Source organism: Vibrio sp. 10N.286.49.E11 (assembly GCF_041469505.1).
In the GTDB taxonomy this organism is placed as follows: Bacteria; Pseudomonadota; Gammaproteobacteria; order Enterobacterales; family Vibrionaceae; genus Vibrio; species Vibrio crassostreae_C.
This window is the reverse complement of the sequence record NZ_JBFRKQ010000027.1, coordinates 74,325-99,270: the sequence shown is the minus strand read 5'-3', so window position 1 is coordinate 99,270 and position 24,946 is coordinate 74,325. Positions and strand designations below refer to the sequence as shown.

The 24,946-nt window shown below is 45.2% G+C and carries 25 protein-coding genes and 1 pseudogene; 10 read left to right on the top strand and 16 right to left on the bottom strand.

Translation table 11 applies throughout. The annotated features are described in order from the left end of the window. The first annotated feature begins 64 nt into the window (after positions 1-64). A complete protein-coding gene (locus AB4167_RS05090) occupies positions 65-2,599 on the top strand; it encodes a glycosyl hydrolase family 18 protein (RefSeq protein WP_372136234.1) in 2,535 nt (844 codons plus the stop codon). A 136-nt stretch (positions 2,600-2,735) separates the two neighbouring features. Here AB4167_RS05090 and AB4167_RS05085 read toward each other — a convergent pair whose 3' ends face one another. Both AB4167_RS05085 and AB4167_RS05080 read right to left on the bottom strand, forming a co-directional pair. Beyond that, on the bottom strand, positions 2,736-3,584 hold the full coding sequence (locus tag AB4167_RS05085; RefSeq protein ID WP_076648613.1) for an alpha/beta hydrolase: 849 nt from the start codon (positions 3,582-3,584) through the stop codon (positions 2,736-2,738). 176 nt (positions 3,585-3,760) lie between these two features. Then, positions 3,761-4,354 carry a TetR/AcrR family transcriptional regulator gene (locus tag AB4167_RS05080; protein WP_372136233.1) on the bottom strand — a complete coding sequence of 198 codons (594 nt, stop codon included), beginning with the start codon at positions 4,352-4,354 and terminating at the stop codon, positions 3,761-3,763. Between the two features lie 160 nt (positions 4,355-4,514). Here AB4167_RS05080 and AB4167_RS05075 point away from each other — a divergent pair, with 160 nt between their 5' ends. Together AB4167_RS05075 and AB4167_RS05070 are read left to right on the top strand one after the other, a co-directional pair. Next, a complete protein-coding gene (locus tag AB4167_RS05075; protein ID WP_048610304.1) occupies positions 4,515-5,471 on the top strand; it encodes an AEC family transporter in 957 nt (318 codons plus the stop codon). Positions 5,472-5,593: 122 nt separating this feature from the next. Beyond that, complete coding sequence (locus AB4167_RS05070) at positions 5,594-6,634, top strand: acyltransferase (protein WP_372136232.1); 1,041 nt, start codon at positions 5,594-5,596, stop codon at positions 6,632-6,634. A gap of 125 nt (positions 6,635-6,759) precedes the next feature. Here AB4167_RS05070 and AB4167_RS05065 read toward each other — a convergent pair whose 3' ends face one another. Both AB4167_RS05065 and AB4167_RS05060 read right to left on the bottom strand, forming a co-directional pair. Then, complete coding sequence (locus AB4167_RS05065; RefSeq protein ID WP_104216219.1) at positions 6,760-7,638, bottom strand: 6-carboxytetrahydropterin synthase; 879 nt, start codon at positions 7,636-7,638, stop codon at positions 6,760-6,762. Positions 7,639-7,870: 232 nt separating this feature from the next. Beyond that, positions 7,871-8,325: pseudogene (locus AB4167_RS05060) on the bottom strand (helix-turn-helix domain-containing protein). 110 nt (positions 8,326-8,435) lie between these two features. Here AB4167_RS05060 and AB4167_RS05055 point away from each other — a divergent pair. After that, the gene (locus AB4167_RS05055) at positions 8,436-8,912 is read left to right on the top strand and encodes a YHS domain-containing (seleno)protein (protein WP_017067245.1); all 477 of its coding nucleotides are present in this window, start codon (positions 8,436-8,438) and stop codon (positions 8,910-8,912) included. On the opposite strand, the gene AB4167_RS05050 is transcribed toward AB4167_RS05055, so the two are convergent. Continuing rightward, on the bottom strand, positions 8,909-9,031 hold the full coding sequence (locus AB4167_RS05050; RefSeq protein ID WP_017061529.1) for a hypothetical protein: 123 nt from the start codon (positions 9,029-9,031) through the stop codon (positions 8,909-8,911). The two genes, AB4167_RS05055 and AB4167_RS05050, sit on opposite strands and share 4 nt — an antisense overlap. 49 nt (positions 9,032-9,080) lie before the next feature. Between AB4167_RS05050 and AB4167_RS05045 the strand changes: the two genes are divergently transcribed. Next, positions 9,081-9,716 carry an START domain-containing protein gene (locus AB4167_RS05045; protein ID WP_017061528.1) on the top strand — a complete coding sequence of 212 codons (636 nt, stop codon included), beginning with the start codon at positions 9,081-9,083 and terminating at the stop codon, positions 9,714-9,716. Positions 9,717-9,758: 42 nt separating this feature from the next. Here the strand turns inward: AB4167_RS05045 and AB4167_RS05040 are convergent, their stop codons facing one another. The 4 genes from AB4167_RS05040 to AB4167_RS05025 form a co-directional block, all read right to left on the bottom strand. Then, positions 9,759-10,283: a hypothetical protein gene (locus AB4167_RS05040; protein ID WP_017067247.1), complete on the bottom strand. Its 525-nt coding sequence runs from the start codon at positions 10,281-10,283 to the stop codon at positions 9,759-9,761. 8 nt (positions 10,284-10,291) lie between these two features. Next, positions 10,292-10,678 (bottom strand): MAPEG family protein, encoded by a 387-nt coding sequence (locus AB4167_RS05035; RefSeq protein WP_017061526.1) that lies wholly within the window; start codon positions 10,676-10,678, stop codon positions 10,292-10,294. Between the two features lie 626 nt (positions 10,679-11,304). After that, entirely contained in the window at positions 11,305-11,772 is a 468-nt protein-coding gene (locus tag AB4167_RS05030; RefSeq protein ID WP_004737023.1) for a YjiG family protein, read from the bottom strand. Continuing rightward, the gene (locus tag AB4167_RS05025; RefSeq protein ID WP_372136231.1) at positions 11,772-12,509 is read right to left on the bottom strand and encodes a nucleoside recognition domain-containing protein; all 738 of its coding nucleotides are present in this window, start codon (positions 12,507-12,509) and stop codon (positions 11,772-11,774) included. The genes AB4167_RS05030 and AB4167_RS05025 overlap by 1 nt, the downstream gene beginning before the upstream one ends. 525 nt (positions 12,510-13,034) lie before the next feature. Here AB4167_RS05025 and AB4167_RS05020 point away from each other — a divergent pair. Together AB4167_RS05020 and nhaD are read left to right on the top strand one after the other, a co-directional pair. Continuing rightward, positions 13,035-13,211 (top strand): hypothetical protein, encoded by a 177-nt coding sequence (locus AB4167_RS05020; protein WP_017061524.1) that lies wholly within the window; start codon positions 13,035-13,037, stop codon positions 13,209-13,211. 247 nt (positions 13,212-13,458) lie between these two features. Next, entirely contained in the window at positions 13,459-14,898 is a 1,440-nt protein-coding gene (gene nhaD / locus AB4167_RS05015; protein WP_017061523.1) for a sodium:proton antiporter NhaD, read from the top strand. A 14-nt stretch (positions 14,899-14,912) separates the two neighbouring features. Here the strand turns inward: nhaD and AB4167_RS05010 are convergent, their stop codons facing one another. The 3 genes from AB4167_RS05010 to AB4167_RS05000 all read right to left on the bottom strand — a co-directional run bounded on the left by AB4167_RS05010 (position 14,913) and on the right by AB4167_RS05000 (position 17,355). Beyond that, on the bottom strand, positions 14,913-15,299 hold the full coding sequence (locus tag AB4167_RS05010; RefSeq protein WP_372136230.1) for a hypothetical protein: 387 nt from the start codon (positions 15,297-15,299) through the stop codon (positions 14,913-14,915). 171 nt (positions 15,300-15,470) lie between these two features. Continuing rightward, positions 15,471-15,953 carry a methylated-DNA--[protein]-cysteine S-methyltransferase gene (locus AB4167_RS05005; protein ID WP_017061521.1) on the bottom strand — a complete coding sequence of 161 codons (483 nt, stop codon included), beginning with the start codon at positions 15,951-15,953 and terminating at the stop codon, positions 15,471-15,473. Between the two features lie 25 nt (positions 15,954-15,978). Beyond that, the gene (locus AB4167_RS05000) at positions 15,979-17,355 is read right to left on the bottom strand and encodes an AlkA N-terminal domain-containing protein (RefSeq protein ID WP_017061520.1); all 1,377 of its coding nucleotides are present in this window, start codon (positions 17,353-17,355) and stop codon (positions 15,979-15,981) included. A gap of 236 nt (positions 17,356-17,591) precedes the next feature. On the opposite strand from AB4167_RS05000, the gene AB4167_RS04995 reads away from it, so the two are divergent. After that, positions 17,592-17,795, top strand: a complete 204-nt coding sequence (locus tag AB4167_RS04995; protein WP_017061519.1) for a hypothetical protein — start codon at positions 17,592-17,594, stop codon at positions 17,793-17,795. 183 nt (positions 17,796-17,978) lie between these two features. Here AB4167_RS04995 and AB4167_RS04990 read toward each other — a convergent pair whose 3' ends face one another. Next, positions 17,979-18,869: a LysR family transcriptional regulator gene (locus AB4167_RS04990; RefSeq protein ID WP_017061518.1), complete on the bottom strand. Its 891-nt coding sequence runs from the start codon at positions 18,867-18,869 to the stop codon at positions 17,979-17,981. Positions 18,870-19,023: 154 nt separating this feature from the next. Here AB4167_RS04990 and AB4167_RS04985 point away from each other — a divergent pair, with 154 nt between their 5' ends. After that, positions 19,024-19,377, top strand: a complete 354-nt coding sequence (locus tag AB4167_RS04985) for a DUF413 domain-containing protein (RefSeq protein ID WP_017061517.1) — start codon at positions 19,024-19,026, stop codon at positions 19,375-19,377. 606 nt (positions 19,378-19,983) lie between these two features. After that, complete coding sequence (nagB, locus tag AB4167_RS04980; RefSeq protein WP_017061516.1) at positions 19,984-20,784, top strand: glucosamine-6-phosphate deaminase; 801 nt, start codon at positions 19,984-19,986, stop codon at positions 20,782-20,784. A gap of 261 nt (positions 20,785-21,045) precedes the next feature. Here the strand turns inward: nagB and AB4167_RS04975 are convergent, their stop codons facing one another. The 3 genes from AB4167_RS04975 to AB4167_RS04965 all read right to left on the bottom strand — a co-directional run bounded on the left by AB4167_RS04975 (position 21,046) and on the right by AB4167_RS04965 (position 24,857). Continuing rightward, positions 21,046-21,582, bottom strand: coding sequence for an MltR family transcriptional regulator (locus AB4167_RS04975; RefSeq protein ID WP_017065079.1), 537 nt, complete (start codon positions 21,580-21,582; stop codon positions 21,046-21,048). A 50-nt stretch (positions 21,583-21,632) separates the two neighbouring features. After that, complete coding sequence (locus AB4167_RS04970) at positions 21,633-22,781, bottom strand: mannitol-1-phosphate 5-dehydrogenase (protein WP_017066360.1); 1,149 nt, start codon at positions 22,779-22,781, stop codon at positions 21,633-21,635. A gap of 183 nt (positions 22,782-22,964) precedes the next feature. After that, entirely contained in the window at positions 22,965-24,857 is a 1,893-nt protein-coding gene (locus AB4167_RS04965) for a PTS mannitol transporter subunit IICBA (RefSeq protein ID WP_017072359.1), read from the bottom strand. Positions 24,858-24,946 lie beyond the last annotated feature (89 nt).

Sequence of the window (24,946 nt, the reverse complement as noted above, 5' to 3'; positions counted from 1 at the left end):
ACTGATTGGAGCCGTTTATGGGGCCATTGGGTTCTCGTAATCTTCAAGGAATGAGAGAAATAGTATGATTCGTATAAATACCTGTGCTGCAAGCATTGCTCTAGCGCTATCTGGTACAGCATTAGCTGCTCCAACAGCACCTAGCATCGACATGTACGGTTCCAACAACCTGCAATTTTCTAAAATTGAACTCGCGATGGAAACCACCTCTGGCTACAACCAGATGGTGAAATATCACGACCAAGCGAAGGTCGACGTTAAGTTCAACCAATGGAGCGGAACGTCAGGAAACACGTACAACATCTACTTTGATGGCGTTAAAGTGGCCACCGGCCCAATCACTGGCAGCCAAACCACAGCTTCATTCGAATATGGCCAAGGCGGCTTATTTGAGATGGAAATCGAAGCGTGTGATGAAACAGGTTGTAGCAAGAGCGCACCTGCTCAAATCACGATCGCTGATACCGATGGCGCACACTTAGCGCCACTTGCGATGAATGTGGATCCGAACAACAAGTCATACAACACAGATCCAAATACGGTAGTCGGTACTTACTTTGTAGAGTGGGGTATTTACGGCCGTGACTACACGGTAGATAACCTACCCGCTGACAACTTAACCCATATCCTTTATGGCTTCATCCCAATTTGTGGTCCGAACGAATCAGTTAAATCAGTAGGCGGTAACAGCTACAACGCACTAATGACAGCTTGTCAGGGTGTTAACGATTACGAAGTGGTGATTCATGACCCTTGGGCGGCTTTCCAGAAAAGCTTCCCTCAAGCGGGACACGAATACAGCTCACCGATCAAGGGTAACTACGCAATGATGATGGCGCTCAAACAGCGTAATCCTGATTTGAAGATCATCCCATCGATTGGTGGCTGGACGCTGTCTGACCCGTTCTTTGATTTCACAACTAAAGCCAACCGTGACACCTTTGTAGCGTCTGTTAAGAAATTCCTTAACACATGGAAATTCTACGACGGTGTGGATATCGATTGGGAATTCCCTGGTGGTGGCGGTGCTGCTCCAGACCTTGGTGATCCTGTAAATGACGGCCCAGCTTACATTGCACTGATGGCAGAACTTCGCGTGATGCTAGATGAGCTAGAAGCGGAAAACGGTCGTACTTACGAGCTCACTTCTGCGATCGGTGTTGGTCACGATAAGATTGAAGACGTGAACTACGGCGATGCTATCCAATACATGGATTACATCTTCGCAATGACTTACGACTTCTACGGCGGTTGGAACAACGTGTTAGGTCACCAAACAGCACTAAACTGCGGTAACTTCATGCGTCCTGGTCAATGTGATGGCACAGGCCTTGATGAAAATGGCGAACAATACACAGGCCCAGCTTACACCACAGACAACGGCATCCAACTGTTGCTTGAGCAAGGTGTTCCAGCGAACAAGCTTGTGGTTGGTACAGCGATGTACGGTCGTGGTTGGGAAGGCGTATTACCATCATCACTCACCGATCCGAGCGACCCTATGACAGGCGTTGGTAACGGCAAACTGAAAGGCAGCTCTGCGCAAGGCGTATGGGAAGATGGCGTTATTGATTACAAAGGCATTAAAGCAAACATGCTTGGCGCGAATAACCAAGGCATCAACGGCTTCGAATATGGCTATGACGAAATGGCAGAAGCGCCTTACGTTTGGAACCGCACTTCAGGTCAGCTAATCACATTTGATGATGATCGCTCTGTAAAAGCAAAAGGCGCGTACGTTCGTAGCCTTGGCCTTGCGGGTCTATTCTCTTGGGAAATTGATGCAGACAACGGCGACATCCTCAACGCAATGCATGAAGGCCTTGCTGGCGGTACAACAGCTCCTGTAAACCGTAAACCAACGGCAGCTGCAGGCGCAGACCAATCAGTTGAAGGTCCAGCCTCTGTTTCTCTAGATGGCAGCGCTTCAAAAGACAGCGACGGTACAATCGCGAGCTATGCTTGGTCACAAGTAAGCGGCACGGCAGTAACGCTGGCGAACACGAATGCGGCTGTTGTAAGCTTCGATGTGGTTGAAGTCGCGCAACAAGAAGCACTCACGTTCAGCCTAACGGTAACTGATAACGAAGGCGCTACTGCAACTGACACCGTTGTTGTAACGGTAACTCCTAAAGACACAGGCCCAGTCAATACAGCACCAGTTGCTGTGGTTACGGCTCCGGCTGAAGTGAATGCAGGTGATGTAGTCGTGGTTGATGCTTCGGCTTCAAGCGATTCAGACCAAGACACATTGACCTTCACGTGGGATGTACCTGCTGGTATCGATGCAACGGTTCAAGGTGCTTCAGTGAGCTTTGTCGCGGCGGAATACACGCAAGATACAACGCTGAACTTCTCTGTAACGGTCAGCGATGGCACTGATACATCGGTTGCGGCTACTTCAGTGAAAGTTCTAAAGAAAACCACAGGCGGCGGTACGTGTACTAACGCTTGGGATTCAGGCGCGGTTTACACTGGTGGCGACCAAGTGACTCAAGGCGGTAAGATTTGGGAAGCGAAATGGTGGACAACCGGTGAAGATCCAACAACGACAGGCCAATGGGGCGTGTGGAAAGAGATTGGTCCTGCAAGCTGTTAACTAAAAATAGGGTTGAGCTAAACACCAACTAAGCATCAACTAAATCCCTAAAACAAAGGCCAACCAGATAATGTCTGGTTGGCCTTTTTAGTGTTTGTTTTCTTAACCTGCGTTCTACTGGCTTGATTAGTTAAAGTTAACCAATCAAGTTATCAAAGCTCTCAAATACTTGTGGGCACTTCATTACTCGCCCGTGGCCCTGTCCTTGAGTCGCAATTAAAGTAACGCGACCCATTTCATTAGCAGCACGCTGAGACACATCAAACTTAGTAAACTTGTCTTGCTCATCATGAACGATGATCGTCTGAGACTCACGAAGCGCTAGCTTTCCATAGGGATCAACAGACTGAATCGGATAGTTAAACTGCTCTTCTACTTCTCCAACTACCGCCTCGAACAGTTTCATTGAGTAGCCAGAACGCGCAACGCTGCCAAATAGGTTTTCTAGATAATCCAGTACAGGTGCAATCAGCAATAATGGCTTGTTTTCCAATTTAACGTGCTTACATTCCAACGCAGAAGCAGTACCCATGCTGTGACCAACTAAACCTGCTACTTCACCCACCGAATCGAGAACAGCTTCCAAACCATTCACAAACGCTGGGATATGACCATGTACGCCATCACTGCCACCATGAGCAGGATGATCGTAAGCCATTGCAGTAAAACCTTTAGCAGCGATGTGTTCCATTAAAGGAAAGAATTGACTCGCGGTGCCAGACCAACCATGGGTCAGTACCCAAACGGGCCCCGTACCCAAAGAGTAAGTTTTCAAAACGCCATCACGACCTTTGATTTCACTCTTAATAAGCCCTTGAGGATCCGCGTTTTTTTGCTCGGTACGCATCGGTGTGAGCAGCAGTTTACGTGCCGTTTTCTTTGCATGACTCGGCGCTAGGATGTAATGAAGATTGGTTGTAGCGCCAATCAAGCTACGCTTGAAGCTGAATTTGTTCGATGTATTGAAATAGATTTTGTCACTCATGACCGTTCCTTGTATCGCCATCATTATTGGCGGATCGAGCTCGGCCCTAAAAATCGAACGACCGTGCTATTTGTTAGTGTAAAAAATGGCGATAGCGCTTTTTATGGCTGCTTGCCGCCACTTCTCTTAAAATTTCTTATAAGCCTTAGTTAAACAAAACTCAGATGCTTTGCGAGCTAAACCTCTTTCCAGCTAGCGATTAAGCGCTCTACACCACTCCAAAAATGAGTGTGGCTCGCTTGTTGGCCCCGTAATGAGTAGAACAAGTTCGCACTTAAGTAGAGACCGTACAACTCGAAGGTTGCCTGTTTCGGGTCTAAATCGGCTCTGAATTGTTTGCTTTCAACCGCTTTTGCTACCTGAATCGTCAAGTAATCAATCCACACTGAAATGGTTTTCTGCAGTGCCTTCTGAATCACAGAGGTTTCGCTGCCTGCATCTTTCCAAGCATCAATAAACATGCAGCTGCCTTGGAACGAGTGGTTCCAGCCCAGCCAGTTATCGAGCAGTTGTTTAAGCTTGGCTTCAATATCACCGTCGCCCAACTCTCTCGCCGGAATGATGACTCTTTCAGTGAATATGGCGTTGGAATACTCGAGTACAGAGAGTTGCAGGTTCTCTTTAGAGTTGAAGTGCGCAAACAAGCCACTCTTAGACATACCACACTGCTTAGCTAATTCGCCAATCGTCAAACTCTCGAGACCATTCTCACTCGCAAGTGCAAATGCATGGCTCAAAATATACTCTTTGGTTATCTTTCCTTTGCTCATTATTCACCAATAATAAATCTGATGCTTTATTTTTAGCACGTTCGTACTTTTTTTCAAGTTTTTTACTTAACCCTAGGTATTCATTTTGTATTATCAAAGAATTGTGGAAAAATGCGACAGTATTCAAAGGAAATTGAAATCGACTAACAAAGGAAAAAGAATGAACACACTTTGGGAACAGTTTGCGTTTTCGGCGTCAGTAACAGGCCCTATCTGTTTAATGCTGTTTCTCGGTGTGATGCTCAAGCGAATCGGCTTAATCAATGACAATTTCATTGATGTCGCATCTAAGGTGGTCTTTCAAGTCACCCTACCCGCGATGCTATTTCTGAGTATTGTTCAATCGAATCACAACTTTTCAGCCAGTAGCGCGTTAGTTGCGTTTGGCGTCATCGCTAACTTTGTCTTTTTCTTGTTCACGATTTTCTCAACCAAATTAGTATTTAAAGGTTCGAAAGATCAAGGTGTGATTGTCCAAGGTGGATTCCGCGCCAATACCGCGATCATCGGCCTCGCCTATGTGGCTAATATCTATGGCAACCAAGGCGTGGCATTGGCGGCTATCTATGTCGCATCTCTAACCGTGTTGTATAACATTCAAGCCGTGATTGCACTGACACCCAAAGGCGAAGACACTGGTGCGAAAGCGATTAAAGTGATCGCTAAGTCGATTACCAAGAACCCATTGATCATCGCTATTTTCTTAGCGGTCGTCTTCTATGCGCTTTCGATTCCTATCCCAAAAATGGTGACTGATGCTGGTCAGTACTTTGCCAACATGACGTTACCTTTGGCACTGCTGTGTACCGGTGGGTCGCTGGACATCAGCTCGCTCAAACAAGAAAAGTTATCGACGTGGTTCGCCTCTAGCTACAAGTTAATTGCCTCACCGTTACTGATTACACTGGCGGCTGGGTACTTAGGATTTGAAGGGCTCGATCTCGGGCTTATCTTCTTGATGAGCGCAGCACCAACAGCAGCGGCAAGCTACGTTATGGCTCGTGCGATGGGAGGAAACTCAACACTGGCGGCTAACATCATCGCGCTTACTACTGTTGTTTCTCTTATCACTTGTACTCTCGGTATTTTTGTACTTACTGCAATGGATTTAATATAGCTGCGACAGGCTTCAAATAATCAATACAAGCCTTAAAACAAAGGTCGCAACCCTTGATTTAGCGCTAACTGATTCAATAAAAAGGCTGTTAGATTCTACGAAAATTTTCTTAGAGATCTGATATGTCTTCCGTTCAACATACGCCTTCACAACACATCGCCAGTATTGAGTTGGGTCGAGTGATTGCTATCTTGGCGATCATTGGCTTACACGGTCAAATGGCACTCACTTATTGGCAAATAGATGAAGTGCCTTGGATCGGTTATGTACTCAACCAAACCGCTCGTTTTGCGGTACCTCTGTTTTTCCTAATTTCCGGTTATCTTATTCAGCCCAAGCTGACTGCCTCCTCGTGGCAAACCGTCATTAATTACTCTAAACCACTGCTTAAGGTTTGGTTAGCATGGAGCATCATTTGCTTAGTGATGCCATTCAACCTCGCGAAGGTAGAAGAGTTTGGTTACCTAGGTGAGCGCCAAGGCTATTGGGGTTTCTTAATGAACACGCCACTTAACTCTTTCTTAGAGGGTGGATTGGTTCATTTATGGTTTATTCCCGCTCTGGTTTGTGCAGTTTTGATCATTGCTTTGATAGTCGAAATGAAACTCGACAAACTGCTATTACCAGCGGCCATTGTACTTTACGTTTATGGTGTTTTAGCGGGCAGCTACGCAACGCTAACCGGGTTAGAAGCACCTTTCTTCACGCGTAATGGCCCGTTCTTTAGCACGTTAATGGTGACCTTAGGTTTCCTTATTCGTCAGAATCAATGGAAGGTGTCATCAACTAAAGCGTTGGGGTTATTAGCGTTAGGCATGTTGATTCATTTTGCTGAGGCATCATGGCTCACCACGTTCGACGTCGGATTCAACATGAATGATTTCTTGTTTGGCACGGCGTTATGGGGGATGGGCGTGTTCATGTGGCTTTTAGCAAATCCAAACATGGGTAACTACGCTTGGGTTCGCGCCATTTCAAATCGCATGCTAGGTATCTACGTCAGCCATTTGCTGATCATTATCGTGTTGTTCAATGTCTGTGGAGTTTTAGGCATTACGGAATTGGCAAAAGACGTTACGGTATTTTTTGGCACCGTATTGTTGAGCTTCGGGTTGGTTGTTGGAATCGAAAAAACACCACTGCGACGCGTGCTGCTTCGTTAGTGTTTGTGCCTAACATCATCAGCTAAATCAGTTTTAAAGAGTCACAAAAAGTAAAGGCAAGATAACGGATTATCTTGCCTTTATTTCATCATGTCAGTAATGAGACTGTGTCACTCGCTGGAGTGTTATCGGAACGCCATTGCGCCCTTGCCAACACCTTCATAAGCGACGATTTGTAGTGATTGGTTCTCTGCTAGGCTCGGTTCAACTTGATCCGCGATATAGCCAGCAAGTAATTCCACCGTGGTATCTGTCGGTAAAATTTCCGTCTCACTCTTAGCAATCGCTAGCTCAAATTCGCCTTGTGGCGCGGTGTAGCGGAAGCCATAGTGACTTTCATCATTAACACTGTTCGCGTTTTCACTCAGGTTAAGTGATGAAACTGAAACTTGGTCTTCTTTAGAACCTAAATAAATGTCTTCCCAACGCTGAGCAAATGCTTGTTCACGTTGCCCGTCACGCTGACCATCGACCACGATTTCTACTGGAGAACGGTGACCATGCGCGATGCGTTGGCAGTTGCCATCATGCTTTTTTAAACCATGGGTGTAGTGGTAGAACGCGCCATTAATGTTCTCATGACGTAGGGTGATCTCTAACCCTGTGACGTTACTTGGTAGGTTATCGCGAAGAATATTGTAAACGTGTGCGGTCACACTCTCGATGGTGATCGCTTCTGCATCAATGAGGCAATATGCTTCATCAGGGCAATGTAGATGAAGACTCTTGTCACCACGCAACACATCAACCTTAGAGTAGCCCGCTTTGCTCGCTTGAAGAACAATTGCAGCGCTCTGCATTGGCAGCAGCAAACGATGATCAACATGCTCATCGACAAGCTGTTTGATCTGCTTTTTGACCTTGCTAAAATCCAGCACCATGCTCATTTCATTAAGTTCACCAGACATGGTGACATCTAAAATCCAACTATCTCCTACGACCCCTCTGTGTTCACAGATGTATGAAGAATCGATAACGGTAAGGTCTCTTACAAATAGGTTCAAGTTGAACTCCTTAATACTTTAATGAGATACGGGAGGCTGAATAATGTTCAGCAGGCACTTCGTCTCATTGGTGTCTAGATAAAATAGGACGGGCAGGATGTTACAACGAGCTTATAAAGTCCACCTTTTTACACCCTCTTCCGATAAAAGAACAAACTACATACAATTTCCGCTAAAACATAGACCAGCCAGATACGAATAGCCATAAATCGGGTGGGGATTGCCTGCCGTTTCACGACGCATTTTGCTTTAGCCAAAGGCGCGGCGACACTCCGGCAACATGTTGAAAAGCACGTGAGAATCCTGAATAGCTATTGTAACCCACTTCATCAGCGACCCAATTGATCGGCTTATTTTGCAATAACAGAGATTGAGCAACAGAGACTCGCCACTTTTGCACATAATCTCCCGGCGTTTCACCCACTTCCCGTTTGAACGCTTCAATAAACTGAGTACGAGACATCGCGGCCAGTGACGCCATTTCGGCAAATAAACAATGCAAGGCTGCGACAAATGCCTGTGTTCCGTGTGAGCGCTAGACAAGCTCAACTCCCCCGCGCTCAATACATGAAGGTGGCCCTCTTTACCTTGTTGCGCGTTAAATGACGATACTCCACACAGGTTTCCAGAATAGAAAACGCCAGTGCGTATCGAGAAGTGTTCCATTAGTTGTGAAAGCAGATCCATGCATCCTCCGAACGATTCGCTTAGTTTTTAGTTCTTTTGTCCCTCTATAGACCGGACGAGTGGGCTAAATTATTTCAAACAAGATAACCAACACTGACAAGGAACTTGATATGTCACACATGAAATCGACCAGTCAAAAAATCACTCTAATGGCCGCGTTACTAGGCACCAGCTTTTCGTTAATGGCAGCAGACCTTGATATGAGTGTCGACAGCAATAACCTCGCAATTAAAGGCTATGATCCTGTCGCTTACTTTGCCAATGAAGGTCCAGTAAAAGGCACATCTGAGTTCACAGCGACCTATAAGAATGCGATCTATAACTTTGCGAGCAGTGAAAACAGAGATGAATTTCGAGCCAATCCAGAAGCCTATGCCCCTCAATATGGCGGTTACTGCGCGTTTGGAGTAGCCATGGGTAAGAAGTTTGAAACCGACCCTCTCGCTTGGAAGGTGGAAGATGGAAAGTTGTATCTGAACTTAGACAAATCGGTTCAGAAACGCTGGCTGGAGAATACACAAGAGTTCATCCAAGACGCCAACAGCAACTGGACAACCATCAAAACCGTAGAAGCCTATAAGCTCTAGCCTACAGCGCTTATCCATTGCCCAAGAATAAAACGGAAGCGACCGAACGCTTCCGTTTTCATTGGGATTTTCCCCAAAGAGGCCAACCCAAAGCGATTGGCAACACCTACTAAGTCCATTTCTATTCTATACTCCTAGCAGATAAGCTTTTCTTTTTATGGAAGAATAATGACATTACCTAAGATTTTGGTACTCGGCCTCTGCGCCCTATCGACACTGACTTATGCCAACCCATGGCAGTTCGTCAAAAGTGAAGATGGCATCATGATTGATAAAAGGCCACACAGCGAAGGCTTGGTCGAAATACGAGCACAGATGCAAACGCCCACCACTTACTCCGGTTTTTTACTGTTATTGGAAGACAGTGAGAACGTGCCAAACTGGATAGATAATGTATCGCAAAGCCGTGTGTTGATGCAGATATCTGAAGATGAAAACATCGTCTATACCCAATTCAAAGCACCGTGGCCTGCCAGAGATCGAGACATGGTGACCTACTCAAAATACAGCATCGAGGGTGGGCAGTTTGTTTTGTCGATAAAGGATGCGTCGAACTATTTGGCGAAAGAGTCGGGGTACATTCGAATCTACGATGTGGACGCACTTTGGACACTGCAACCGCTGACTAATGGCAATACCTACATCACCTACACCGCGTATGCGAACGCAGGGGGCATCTTGCCAAATTGGTTGATGAACAAGTTATCGATAGGCAGTGCACTGAGCACGTTTAAGGGGCTAAAAGAACAGTTACCAAAGTACCAAGGCCAACAGCACCCTAACCTGCCAAATGAGTCTCGCTAACGATACAAGTCGATAAGTAAATGGAGGCATTAAGGTTAAAGATTAAGGTCTTCTAGCGAGGTCGCGAGCTAAGATAAGCGCCAAGCCAAATACTTGAAGAAACAGGGCGATGTTCTTATAGAAAGCCATTTTCTCATCAAGCCTTTGGATTAACTCAACCAAGGTCAGGTTATCCAAATAGTAATCATCGATTCGAGTTCGTTGCGCTTCTTGTGCACTGTTTATCAGCATCATCAGTTTCGGTAAGTGAGCCAAAGAGATACTTGGCACTTCGCTACTCACCCAACGCCTAAGTTGCCCACGCAGTGCTTCGTCGAGAACCGTGGTCGGCTGCACCGTTTCTAGTTTATCAAGGTGAATCAAAATCGCTTCACGCTTGCGCTCTAGGGTTTCAATCGTATTCCAAGCAAGCTGTATTGAGTACACATTGCCGTATTTGCGATCGTTGTACTCCGCTTTCTCAGCTTCAATTTTATCGAGCACCAAGCTCGACATGACAATCGCCATGATGTTGAGTATCAAGCCTGCGAGGACAATCGCCCAAGCAGGAGGAAGACGCAACGCCATAATGCTCCCTAGAACATTTTATCAAAAGGTAGGTAAGCTAAGTTTAGGACAATCAAAGAGATCATGCAGATAAGCGTTAACACCATACCCACTTTTCGACCTTTGAAGTTCTTCGCTAAGATCCCTTTCGCATGAATCACACGCCCCAGAATAAACGCCACACCAATGACATGAATCAGCCACACACCGGCGCCATTCATCTCTAACAATCCCATCAAAATAACGGTGATTGGGATGTAATCCATAGCATTACTTTGTGCCGAACGTGCTATCTGTAACGACTCGACACCGCCATCAGCATGAGCAACAAGATTGATTCGCCTTTGCTTGATCACCTCTATTGCTAACCAAATCATTACGATCGTCAGCAAGGCTGCGTAAAGTGCTGTAACCATCATATTTCCCTATTATTTTGTGTTTACTCAGTGTTCTTTGTTATCTGTTCGACAACACCCGCCGAGATAAAATGAAAATCGCACCCGAGTACTTGTAAGAGATCTCTCACACCGAACGTAAGAGATCACAATCAAGCTTCGCAGAAAATTCCTAAAATACAAACCCAAGCCCTTGTTTTGTATGAATCCACGCATATTTCTTTCGATCAGTGGGTACATTTATTTCTTAGGGTGGATTGTGAGCAAAGCCTCTGCAGTGTTTAATACACATGTCGACAGGGAGTTGGCAGGAACAGGAAAAAGCCTAACGGATTAGGTATCTTCAGGATGAAGATTTGATGGCTTAGGATGAGTTATCAGCAAGGAAGTTATGCTCTAGGATAGAGTCGCTTATCAGGATGATGAGTTTGCAAGGACACCGCTAGGACGGCGATGAATTGGATAGGTTAAAGGATTTAGCCACGTCAAGGAACGATGCAGGGAGCACCAGTTACCTATTGAAAGATAAGTAACGCGCAGTAGCAGGATGGCTACGAAAAGAATAGACCCCGTTTGGTGAAAGCCAAACGGGGTTTCCTTTTTTGTAACGTCTGAAAGCTGTTCGCAGCTAACCGTTCAAAGTCACGTTACAAAATAATGTTCATCAAGAACATTGCACCAAACGCATTCAATACCGAAATCGCGATCATCACCGGGATGTAGCGACCTTCAGTACCAATTGGTCCCATAATACGGCCCATGTATTGCACCTGAGAGCCCATCAAGTAGATAGCTGGCGCCAAGATAGCTATATGGTTGCCGTTCAGAATACCTTGGTCAAACAGCGTGATAACCACGCCCACCGCGCCACCCATCGACATCCACGCACCGATCAATACCGCTGCCGCTTCGCCAGGTAAACCAAATACCGCCATAATTGGAGCAAATACACTGCCCATCAAATCCAGCGCACCCGTTATCTGCAATGCCTTGATGATCACAAACGCCATCAGAACATTCGGTACCGTAGAGGTAGTCGCAATAACCCAGCCTTTCTTAGCACCTTCAACGAAAATATCAGTAACCATTGGTTTCTTTGCTTTAACTTCGCTCATTATGCTACTTCCTCTTCCAGTTTTTGTTCTTTGTCTGATTTTGGTTTGTCTTCTTTGCCTTCAGTAAGGTTGAGGTAAATACGGAACAGATTCGCGCCGACAAACTTAAAGATAAACATCACAGCGACAGCCAAACCAATTGACGATGTCACCGCTAAAGAGCCATCCATCGCGGTTAGAGTGAACAGCACCGCACCTGAAGAGAAAAAGTTAACGATCGCCGCACCCGCCGTAAACTGGAACATGGTGAACACATCGGTTTCACGCTTAGTCAGATGTCCTTCGTCTTTCAGCTGACGTGTCATCGCTGCGCCAGCATCGGTACTTTGCAAAGAAGCGATCAGTGCCAAGCCTGAGTTACCCGGAATACCCATCAGAGGGCGAAGCAGAGGTGTCAGTAGTTTACGAGCCGCATCCAGTGCACCGTAGTGCTCAAGTACGTTGATCATACCCAGTGCAAACATCACGGTCGGAATAAGTGTCAAAGCAAAAATGAAACCGTCGCGAGCACCACTACCGCCTTTACCACGCAGTGACGTCGTTGCCGCTTGAATACCATCGGCCGTTTCACTCACATCGAAAGCGACCTTACCGAATGAACCGTTGAGCGTTGTAAAATCGAACACTCCATACCATTCATTGGACTGCATTAAGCCTGAAAAGAACACCATCGCGAACGCGAGTGCGATATAGCTGCCGATCGTGACTTTACGATCGGTTTTGGTTGGATTAGTCATAAGGACCTCTATACATCTCGTTTATGTGGAACAGAACACGTATAGATAGTGCAAACTAATGAGCGAAAGGTTAATGACCAAAATCAAATAGCGTATCGGTTTAAATAAAAGAAGCACAGCAACATATAAAACTGTGATTTGGATTTAAAAGCAGGACCATACGCTAAATAAATTAGAATATTTCACATACAAAACTAAAAAATCTTGCTTCAACAGCGCAACCAAAAACGCACACAATCGCCACACAAGTCTGGCTTCTAGTGAGAAGTTTTTACCTAGTGCGATCTCTGATAATGCTGTAAGAGATCTCTTACATTGTTTTTCTGGTCAATTTTAATTCGATTATAATACAGAGACTTAAAAAGTGATTTTGCTTCCAGAACGCAACCGTTTTCCCTTAGTTGATTGAGTTTTGAGCCAAGCGCAAACAGTGAGCCATTTTATAAAGAATTTGAGCTTAATTCGAAATTTCAGCCCTCAGAGGTGCTATAGACTTCGCGCAGCCAATATAGAAGGAGAACGGTGATGACTATGGAAATGAGAACGCTTAAATATCAAGTAATGGGCAAAGGCATGTGGATCACTGCAACAGTATCTCGCGTAGTAGCGGACAAACTTGCGCTTGAATACCAATCCTATGGCTGGCCTGTTGAAGTATGTGCAGCAGAACAAACACTGACGTTTGATCTCAATGCTGCATAATGTTGGCAATTTCGAATAAGCTCTATCGGCACTGAGTCCGGTAGCGCTTTTTCTTTGGTCTTTAGTCTTTAACTTAAGTGTGGAAGACAGTAATTTTGAGTATGTAAGACCGTATTTCGTTCACATCACAGTCTATTCCTTTCATTATAATCTATTGAATTATTAAGATATCTATCACACTGCACATGGTTATTTAGGTCTACTCTTTTACCCGTGTTAATAACTTATTAACTTCGGAGCGTAATCCATGTTAGGTATCCAGCTTTCTGCTGTTCTCTCTTTGTTACTCTTTTCTTCGGTAGCAGGTGCTGCCACTTCTCAGTTGGGAGAACCACTCAAGCTCACCAACTCATTCGCTGGCTACCTATCCCTGACCATTTTCGTTGTCGCCTACATCGTGGTGATGATGGAAGAGTACCTAAAGCTCCGAAAATCTAAGCCAGTGTTACTTGCAGCAGGACTGATCTGGATAATCATTGGTTTTATCTACCAAGAACACAACCTTGTTGAAGTCGCTAAGCAAGCACTCGAACACAACTTACTGGAATACGCTGAGCTGTTACTTTTCCTACTCGTCGCCATGACCTACATCAGCGCCATGGAAGAGAGAAGACTGTTTGATGCGCTGCAAGCGTGGATGGTGGGCAAAGGCTTTAATTTCCGCTCTCTGTTCTGGCTAACCGGTATTCTGGCCTTCTTTATCTCACCGATCGCCGACAACCTCACCACAGCTCTATTGATGTGCGCCGTGGTTCTGAAAGTCGCAGGATCTAACCCTAAATTCGTTAACCTAGCCTGTGTGAATATCGTGATAGCCGCTAACGCTGGCGGCGCGTTCAGCCCATTCGGTGACATCACAACGTTGATGGTGTGGCAGGCTGGTTATGTGAGCTTCAGTGAATTCATTCCCTTATTTATTCCTTCAGTGATGAATTACCTCGTCCCTGCAATGATCATGTCTTACTTTGTTCCCACAACCCAACCCGACACGGTGCATCAGCACGTTGAATTAAAACGCGGTGCAAGACGCATCGTGTTGTTGTTCATCATGACCATCGGCACTGCGGTTGCTTTCCATGCCGTACTCCACTTCCCTCCAGTAATGGGCATGATGATGGGGCTGGCGTATCTACAGTTCTTTGGTTATTTCTTGCGTAAGACCTTACCAAATTCACTGGCGAAGAAAAAAGCGGTGGCGATTGCCAACAATGATGGGGGGGCATTGAAGCGACTCGGTTCAGTCGTGCCCTTTGATGTATTTCGAAGAGTGTCCCATGCCGAATGGGACACTCTGCTGTTCTTCTACGGCGTGGTAATGTGTGTAGGTGGCTTGAGTCTACTGGGATACTTGGAGCTTGCCTCTGGCGTGATGTATAGCCAATGGGATCCAATTTGGGCCAACATCATGGTGGGGATCTTATCTGCGATTGTCGATAACATTCCGGTGATGTTTGCCGTGTTATCGATGGAACCTCAAATGTCGATGGGTAACTGGCTACTGATCACCTTAACCGCAGGCGTTGGCGGCAGCTTGTTATCTATTGGTAGTGCGGCAGGTGTGGCGTTAATGGGCGCGGCGCATGGCAAATACACCTTCTTTGGCCACTTGAAATGGATGCCAGTGATCATGATTGGCTATGCCGTCAGTATCGCTGCACACCTATGGCTTAATGGCGATCTTTTTTAATTCGGAGATCTTTTCTAGTTCGAACTGTCTTTCACAGGCTTATCTACAAGTGTCCAGACGTTACTCAATTGTATCGCTGGACATTGGTTGCAAGTTAGCATCTCGCCCTTCTGTTGAATGCGCATCACTAGTCTAGAGTCAGTTCGGCTGCCTCCAGAATTGAATTCAATGGTGATCAAGTCATCATCAACACGATAGGTTCGAGTCACGGAATTATCCGTTGTTTGATAAGTCACTTGCCCGGATTCAAAAAGTAGATAACTGTCATTATCTGCGTTCTCATACATACCTTTGAACAGAGCAAGCTGTGGAACCTCGAAAGGTCGGCTGGTATCAGTTAAACAACCTGTCAGCAATAATGCAGAGCTGCAGCCAGATATTAGTAAGGGGAATCTATTCATTTGGGCATCCTTGCCTAGAGAACATAGTCAAAGAATATGCAACCAAATCGATATTTCCCAGAAAGCGTTGATTTTAATGCAAAGTCATATTTTAAGAACCACTCGCCTTCACCATTAAGTAGTACGAGATATTCAGCCAGCATCTCGACAGGCTCATGGCTAAATCGCTTGCTAGTCTTGCTCTCTTCCCTCTATCACCAATAAGTGCTGTTTACGTTCTACGCCACCTGCATAACCCGTCAGTTTGCCGTTTTTACCAATCACACGGTGACACGGCACAATCACTGAAACCGGATTTTTGCCATTCGCCAAACCCACAGCACGAACGGCTTTCGGATTGCCTATCGCATCGGCCAGTTGTGCATAGCTCCAAGTCTCTCCATAAGGAATGGTCGTCAGCGCCTGCCAAACCGACTGCTGAAATGGCGTGCCCTTGGCTGCAATCGGCACAGAAAACTGAATAGCTTCGCCCGAGAAATAGCGATTAAGCTGCTCGATAGCCAATGCAAAGATCGGAAAGCTATCATCTTGAACACCCAACGGTTCCGGCTTGGTGGTATGTGTCTCGAACCAAAGGCCGAGCAAGCCTTCATCGTTCGCCTGTAACGTCACGGTTCCCAATGGGCTCTCATAGTAAGTAAAACGGTTGTCCATGATATCTCCTAGCTTAGTATTCCGATTAAGACTGATTCCAACAGTGGAACGTGGCGTAACTACCCCAAGGCGAAACACTCTCCGTGTTGATGGCGGGGCGATGCTCAATAAACTTCTTCACCACCAAGTCACCAACCAACAGATGATTAGGTTCGCTTAACCCGCGAAGCAGTGCATATTGAATAGTCCAAGGCCCAATCCCTTTTAGCTCAATCCATTTGGAAGGATGCTCAGCTTCATTGTCGACCATGTATTCGGCAAAACGCTTTAGGGTCTCTTTGCGGCTTCCCGGCATTCTCAAGAAGCTAACATCAGCGTCCGCTATCTGTTTTGGTGTTGGGAAGCTGGCTTTCTCATGTTCATCAGAAAGCTCTTTGACCAATAAGTTAAGCTGACCAATCGCCGCGGTTACCGAAACTTGCTGTCCTAGAATCGCTCTCACGCCTGCCTCCCAAGCACTCCACACGCCAGGAATACGGATACCACTCTTAGCCACCAAGTTAGGATCGATAGTCGTAAAGAACGTCTCAACCTTGGCAATATCGACATCAAGATCAAACATACGGCGGATATTCGCAATCAAGCTTCTTAATTGGCTTATATCATCCAACTCGAATTCAATATCCAAGCGGTTATCTTTGGCTAAAGTCGCCTTGAACCAACCCTTTGACCCGTTCACATTTACCGTGCGCTTATAATAATCTTCGCCAACGCCTTCTAAGCCCTCAATCATTCTTCGTCGATAAAACCTCAACAAGTGGTTCCAATCTAAGGGTCCATGAAAACCAAGCTGAATATGATTACTCTGAGTGTCACTTGGCTTCGCTCGCCTAATTTGGCTTGGCGAAAGCTGCAGCTCTTTTTGAAAGGCATCATTAAAACGGCGCGTACTATTGAAGCCACTAGCAAAGCCGACATCAGTAATGCTCATGCTACTGGTGTGCAGCAACTGCTTGGCAAACATCAATTGACTGTACAGACTATATTGCTTGGGTGACACGCCGATGTAATTGTCGAATAAGGTTCGTAAATAACGATCTGAAATACCTAACCGCGTTGCAAGGTCGACGATAGATCCTGAATTCAGAGCGCCATTATCAATCAACTGCATCGCACGTAAGAAAGTGGTTTCGACGCCCTTCCAAGCCGGCGAAAAAGGTGCGCTGTCTGGTCGACAACGTAAACAAGGACGATATCCCGCTTTCAATGCTTGAGCTTGATGGGAAAAATATTCGACGTTTTCTTCTTTGGGTGGTGTGGCTGGGCAAATCGGGCGACAAAAAATTCCTGTCGTTTTCACCGCTGTAAAAAACATCCCATCAAAGCGAGCATCTCGTGCATATCGAGCCAAATGGCACTGCTCACTGGTTAAGCTGCTGTTGTGATTGATCTTTTTCGACATGCCGTACTCTTCCCACTTACCATAGCGTTTGATCCGATACCTAAAAGTTTACCGTGAACCACCATTGTCGCTAGCCACTTTCGGAAGCGAAGGTCAGATAAATCACAAAAAAGGGTTTTAATTTTATTCAATTCGACTAAATTTAACCTAGAGAGGGCATTCTTCTCACAACGTCAACGATCGGTACTTAGCACGCCAAGATGCAGAGACCTATCGAATATAAAAAGGAAAAGGCTATGGTTCTACACACATGTCGTATTGTTTTATCAAATCAACAGGTTCTCACCAGTCAATCAGTCGAGCAGTCTCTAAGCTTTCTTGAAGACAAAGCGGACAACGGGATTTCTATGATCGAGATTGACGCAACGGATGGCAATCAAATCCATTCGTACATGTCACACTCTCTTGAAGAGTCTATTGAGAATCTAATGAACCTATAGGGCTTTTAATAAAGGCTACACATACCAGGCTTAAACGATATTTATGGAATTAGAAACGATCTCTAGTTCCGAAAAGAAGTACATTTCTGGTTTAAAACAAAAATGGCTCCCAACTATACAATTAGTTGGGAGCCATTTTTTATTGAATCTAATCAGCAAAGCCACTGCTTACCGCGAATGCCGTTACTCAGGTGCTTGTTCAGCGGCTTGCTGCAATGTGTAAGCCGTCGATGGGTCAATCTCATTAACCAACTTCTCAACCTGCATGATCGCATCAACCGAGGTACTGCTTTTACGGTAGCTCAGATAAATTGGGAGATACCAGTCTTCAACCCCTTTCACCTTGTGCAGCTGACCCGAATCGATAAAAGGTTCGACTAGAGACACCGGAAGATACGCACTGCCGCCTTTCTCTAAAATGAAATCGAGGGCGATACGGGCTGTAGAGGTACGTAGGTACGGTGCTGGCACTTTAGGGTGACGTTCTGCGTGTTCAGAACCAAAGCGCGTTCCCCAATCCACATAAACATACTTATGTTGAAATACAGATTCCAGATCATCTTGCTGCGTTGATACCAACACCAAAACCAAGTCAGCGACTTTTTTACAGTTCAGCTCTTCTGCTTTGATCTGATCGAACGCGAAAGCCATATCTAAGGTTCGTTCTAACAAATTACGGTTCAGTTGCTCGCGCCCCATCACCTCTGCCATAAAGCCGTAACCACCAAAAGAGTCGGTTACCACACTTAAACAGTTTTGCAGATACGCATCCCAAATATTCGGCGTGCCGCCCAGCGTTAACTGCAAGGCTTTACCACTCTCTAACGACAGCTCAAATTTGGCTTGTTGTAGGGTGGACACCATCACTTCGGCATAACCAATCAAACGTTCACCGGAAGATGTGAGTTTGATGTTATTGCGGTCACGAATGAAGAGCTGAGTATCAAAATAGCCTTCAAGCTGTTTGATCCGCGCACTCACCGCCGCTTGTGTTAAATACAAGTTTTCAGCTGCACGCCCAAAATGGCGCACCCTTGCAACCTCAAGAAAGGTTCTAAATACTTTCACATCCATCAAATACATCTCTGTAATAAATCTGCTAACTAGCCGATCTAGGATTGTTTATCGTAAAGGCAAAAACATTTTGTTTCCTATTTTAGCCTTTTAACAATATTTTCGCGTGAGCAATAAACACTAATTTCTATCTAACCACATTACTGAGGCTGATATGTCTGAGACCGAATTCCGACACGGAAAAAAACGTTTTTATGACACCATTAAATTCCCGAGAGGGTTCGCTAAGTCGGGTGATTTTACTCTTTCAGAAGAGGAAATCCTAACCTTGTTTGGTGACACTATGCTTGCACTTGAAACTGGTGAACTAGCACCAATCAATGCAGAAGAAAAACACTTCATTAAAGTGTTGTCTCACCCTCATAAGGCAAAGTCCAAGTTAGAGCGTGTTTGGTTGAAGTACATTCAACTGGCTCGTGGACGCCGTCGCTTTCACACCCTAAACGGCTGCAAACGCGGCGACGTATCTAGGGAAGAATACGAAAGTGAGTTAGTGTTAGAAGATTAGTAAAATCGCTCAAAGTGATACCTCATCACTTTGGGCTTTTTTTTGCCTTCAAACACACATCTTCTTTGTAATTGGTAAGTTTAGCCAACCTATCCATTTTTACCAATATTTATATACAATTCATAGCGATAGCGTGACTAAAACACAGCTATCGTTCAATCTTATGGGTATTCATCCCACTGAGATTCATCGTTCTTCATCCTGCCCCTGTCTTTTATCACGATAGCGCTCCATTGCCATCATTATTTTTCTAGTTTCAACTATACGCTCAACGCTTGTTTATACTCGAAACACGTTAATGCACCAAAATTCGTCAATGGTTCGAGCGATGCCATTATTGCAATAATCGTATCAAGGCATAGAAACACACCAACCCTTTCAGGTGCTGAATTAGATCAACATTGCTGTATATGACAAACGTATTAATCTTGTTTAACGCCACCAAATATCCATACAATAATTGTGCAATTTTGAGAGTTCCAGTCACAGTTACGACGAAAAAAGCAAAAACTTGACCTAAAACAATAGCGGAACTGGATAACTTATTTTATAATGCGAATTAATGTTTCAGAACACTATAAAATTTTATTTCTAGGGGCAAAATCAATGAGACTTATTCCATTAAGCAACAAAGCTAAAGTAGGTAAATGGGCTGCTCGTCATATCGCAGATTCAATCAACAAGTTCGCTCCAACGGCTGAGCGTCCATTTGTACTAGGTCTTCCTACTGGTAGCACACCTCTAACTACTTACGCTGAGCTAATTGAACTTTACAAAGCTGGCGAAGTTAGCTTCAAGCACGTTGTAACATTCAACATGGATGAGTACGTTGGCATCGACCCTAACCACCCAGAGTCTTACCGCACATTCATGCACGAGAACTTCTTCAACCACGTTGATATCCAAGCAGAAAACATCAACCTGCTAGACGGCAAAGCTGAAGATATCAATGCTCACTGTGCAGCATACGAAGAGAAAATCCGTTCATACGGCAAAATCAACCTGTTCATGGGCGGCGTAGGCATCGACGGTCACATCGCATTCAACGAACCAGGTTCTTCTCTATCTTCACGCACTCGTATCAAAACGTTGACTGAAGACACTCGTATCGCGAACTCTCGTTTCTTCGATGGCGACATCAACCAAGTTCCTAAATACGCACTAACTATCGGTGTTGCGACTCTTCTAGATGCAGAAGAAGTGATGATCCTTTCTCTAGGCCACAACAAAGCTCAAGCGCTTCAAATGGCTATCGAAGGTTCTGTAAACCACATGTGGACTGTTACAGCTCTACAGATGCACCGTAAAGCTATCATCGTTGCTGATGAGCCAGCTCAACAAGAGCTAAAAGTTAAGACTCTACGCTACTTCCAAGAGCTAGAAGCTGAGAACATCCAAGACCTATAATTCCTATAGTCTTGAATAGCAGGGCGTTTTTATAAAGAGAGCGTCTTGAATAGAAAAAGCCACTGAATGTGGCTTTTTTTGTGCCTGCTGCTTTTGTATTTAATGGGAAGATATTTCGGATATTTTTTAGAAGCACAAAAACAACAAAGCGATTTCTCCAACGAGAGAAACCGCCATCATTTTAATCTTTGTATTGAAACGAACGAACAGCTACAAGTTATGTAGGATGTGAAACAAGATAAGCAGAGCTGCAAACTAGAGCTAAGAGCTCAGCGCGTTATCTCGGCATAGGGTAGTGATAATGTCAGTGATAGCTAATACGATCGTCGACTTCACCTTTTGATTATGTCGCCCCAAGAACATTTCAAGCATTGGGCCAGACATCGTTTCCACCATCTCCGCGTCATATTCGATAGGCATAATACGCTGAATCGCGTGCACCTTGTTGAGCTCAAATATCACATCAACTTCTGTGAAGCTGGTGTCTTCACCCTGTATTTTCGCCCACTCTTTCAAGGTAACGAAAACCTCAAGATCGTCGTAGAGTTCTTTACTGATCACGCCAAGCCCGAGTAGCAACTTAGCACGAATCATGATCTCGCCTAACGGCCCACCACTGTTGAGAAGTGGCTCGACAACGAACTTAATTGCAGTGTCGTCTTTCTTAAAGATGTTTTTTAATACGGCATCTACCGTGTCGTCCAATGCATCATAAGCAGCCATTAGGCAGGCGCCAGCACTCTCAGCTTCCGAAAGGGCTTCGAGTAATTCAGTTTCATGGCTTGTTTGTATTGGCATAACGGCTCGACAATAAGAAAGTGCCACTGGTGTGGCACTTTGATGGTTTATCATTTCAATGCTAGATAAGCTTCTTCCGCTAGTTTAACAACTTCTGAGTCACTATTCAGCTCAGAATAATGCGCTAATGTCTCAGCAAAGCCTTTTTCTGCGAACATTGCTTGAAGTTCAACCGCTTGAGGGTCGTCTTCGTTCTTGTAATGGAACGCAGCAGCGATTGCTTTTACTAGGTGAGCATTTGGTAGGCCGTACTCTAATGTACCGTTTAGAGGCTTAACTAGGCGGTCTTGCGGGCTCAGTTTACGAATTGGCTGACGACCAACGCGATCTACTTCATCACGTAGGAATGGGTTTGCAAAACGACCAAGGATTTTTTGGATGTATGCAGCGTGAGCTTCAGGATCAAAACCGTAACGCTTAATAAGTACAGCACCACTCTCTTCCATTGTTGCTGTTACTTCAGCACGGATTACGTCGTCTTCAATAGAGTCTTTGATTGTCTCATGACCCGCAAGAACGCCAAGGTATGCCGTTACTAGGTGACCAGTGTTAAGAGTAAACAGTTTACGCTCAACGAAAGCCATTAAGTTATCAGTGCATTCCATTCCTGGGATGTTTGGGATATCACCCTTAAATTGTGTTTGATCTACAATCCATTCGCTGAACGTTTCAACCGTTACTGCTAGAGGGTCTGTCTCGCCAGCTTCTGCCGGTGGAACAATACGGTCAACCGCAGAATCAACAAAGCCAATGTGCTCTTCAGTGAACGCTTTCATTTCATCAGAAAGGTGCTCTAACACGGCTGCTTTTAATTGGCTAGTACCGCGAACCATGTTCTCTGCCGCGATGATGTTCATTGGTGCAGTGTTGTTTGCTGCTGCACGCTTTTCAATGCCTTGAGCGATAGACTTAGAGATGATTTTAAGAACGGTAGGGCCCACTGCAGTCGTCACAAGATCAGACTCAGCAATGCAATCTACTACTGCGCTTGTCGCTGAGTTTACTGCTGTCACGTTCTTAACAACTTCGACAACACACTCTTCGCCAACAATCTTAACTGGGTATTCTTGGCGTTCAATTAACGCATTTACAACCGTTTCATTTACGTCAGCAAACGTAACCTTCATACCAGCATCAGAAAGAAGCTTACCAATGAAACCACGACCGATATTACCTGCACCAAAATGTAACGCTTTCATAATTTTGACCTTATAAATATTTGAATCTAGATAGCTAACTGCTCAACAACATGCCTTGACGATGTGCCCTAGGCATTAAGCAGTAAGCTATTCAGACTGAATCTTGTTAGAAAGATTAAGACCGAAAATGAGGCCAGTAGGGGGATACCGGCCTCCTTCACTCAGGAGCTTGACTAGAGCTTTTTAGTTTCCGTTGAGAATACGTAGAACATCAGCAGGGTTTGTTGTGTTCTGTAGGCATTCCACAGCTTCTTCATCATCGAGTGAATTGGTAATCGCCATCAGCACCATGTTGTGCTCATCGCCTTGTGCGGCAATACCGATAACCATCTTCGCGATATCATCTTCATCTTCGCCCCACTGAATACCTTCAGGGTACTGACAGAAAACGATGCCGGTTTTTTGTACGTACTGTTTCGCTTCGATTGTGCCGTGTGGTACTGCGATAGACTCACCTAGGTAAGTAGACACAAGCTCTTCACGAGCAAACATGCCATCTACGTATTCTGGTGATACGTTGCCAAGTTTTACTAATTGTTCGCCAGCAAACTTGATTGCGTCTTCTTTTTGAGTCGCTTTAAGGCCAAGGAAGATGCTGTCGTCAGTGAGTGCAAGCTTGTTGCCTTCTTGCGCTGGAGCTGCTGCAGGAGCCGGAGCTTCTACTTTCGCTTCACCACTTTGAGCATCGACAAGCTCGGCAACTAGTTGGTCGTATACGCCGCCGTCTAGGAAGTTGCTTAGAGACATATGCATCGCACCTGGCACAGTGCTACGAGCACGGTCTGTTAGGTCTTTATGCGTAATAACGATTTGCGAATCAGCCGGTAGGTTGTTGATTGCGTAATTGGTTACTTCAATGTCTAGGCCAGCTGTTGCTACTTTCTTACGTAGTAGACCTGCACCCATTGCACTTGAACCCATACCCGCATCACACGCTACATAAACTGCTTTTACATCCGCTAGGTTTACGTTTGCTTCTGCTGCTGCACCTTTAGAAGACGCTTTCATGTCTTTCATTTGTGCAGAAGCTTTTTCTAGAGAGTCTTCGTCGTCATCTTGAGCTGAAGTTTTAAGCAGAATTGAAGCCACTAAGAAAGATACTGCTGTTGCTGCGATAACTGACAATACAACACCGATGTAAGAGCCTTTTGGCGTCATCAGTAAGATTGCGAAGATAGAGCCTGGTGATGCTGGAGAGATAAGGCCAGAATCGAACATTACGTTAGTGAATACACCCGCCATACCACCTGCGATTACCGCAAGAATTAGACGTGGGTTCATTAGAACGTAAGGGAAGTAAATTTCGTGGATCCCCCCTAGGAAGTGGATGATAGATGCACCAGCAGCAGATTGCTTCGCGCTACCTTTACCAAACACCATGTAAGCAAGTAGAAGACCAAAACCAGGACCTGGGTTTGCTTCGATTAGGAAGAAGATAGAGCGACCCATCTCTTCAGATTGCTGGATACCTAGTGGAGAGAAGATACCGTGGTTGATTGCGTTATTTAGGAATAGAATTTTCGCAGGTTCAACAAAAATAGATGCTAGAGGTAGTGCACCCGCTTCTACCATTGCGTTTACGCCAGCCGCAAGTCCGCCAGACAGAATCTTAACCGCAGGACCAATCACGATGAACGCGATGATCGCACAGATCATGCCGATGATACCCGCAGAGAAGTTGTTCACTAGCATTTCGAAACCACTCTTCACTTTACCGTGAACAGCTTCATCGAATTTCTTAATTGCGATACCACCTAGTGGACCTACAATCATTGCACCCATGAACATTGGGATATCAGTACCAACGATAACACCCATTGTTGTGATAGCGCCCACTACCGCACCGCGGTCACCACCAACCATTTTACCACCGGTGTAACCAATCAATAGTGGCAGTAGGTATGTAATCATAGGACCAACCATTGATGCTAACGTTTCGTTAGGCCACCAACCCGTTGGGATGAATAGTGCAGTAATGAAACCCCACGCAATAAATGCGCCGATGTTTGGCATTACCATATTGGATAAGAAACGACCAAAGTTTTGAACCTTAATCTTTGCTTCTGGTGATAACATAGGTAGAACCCCGTAATGTATTGGTTGGTCAAATGACCGAAAGTGTGTACTCAAAAGTCGATTAAAATGTATCACAACATTTCCAAAAT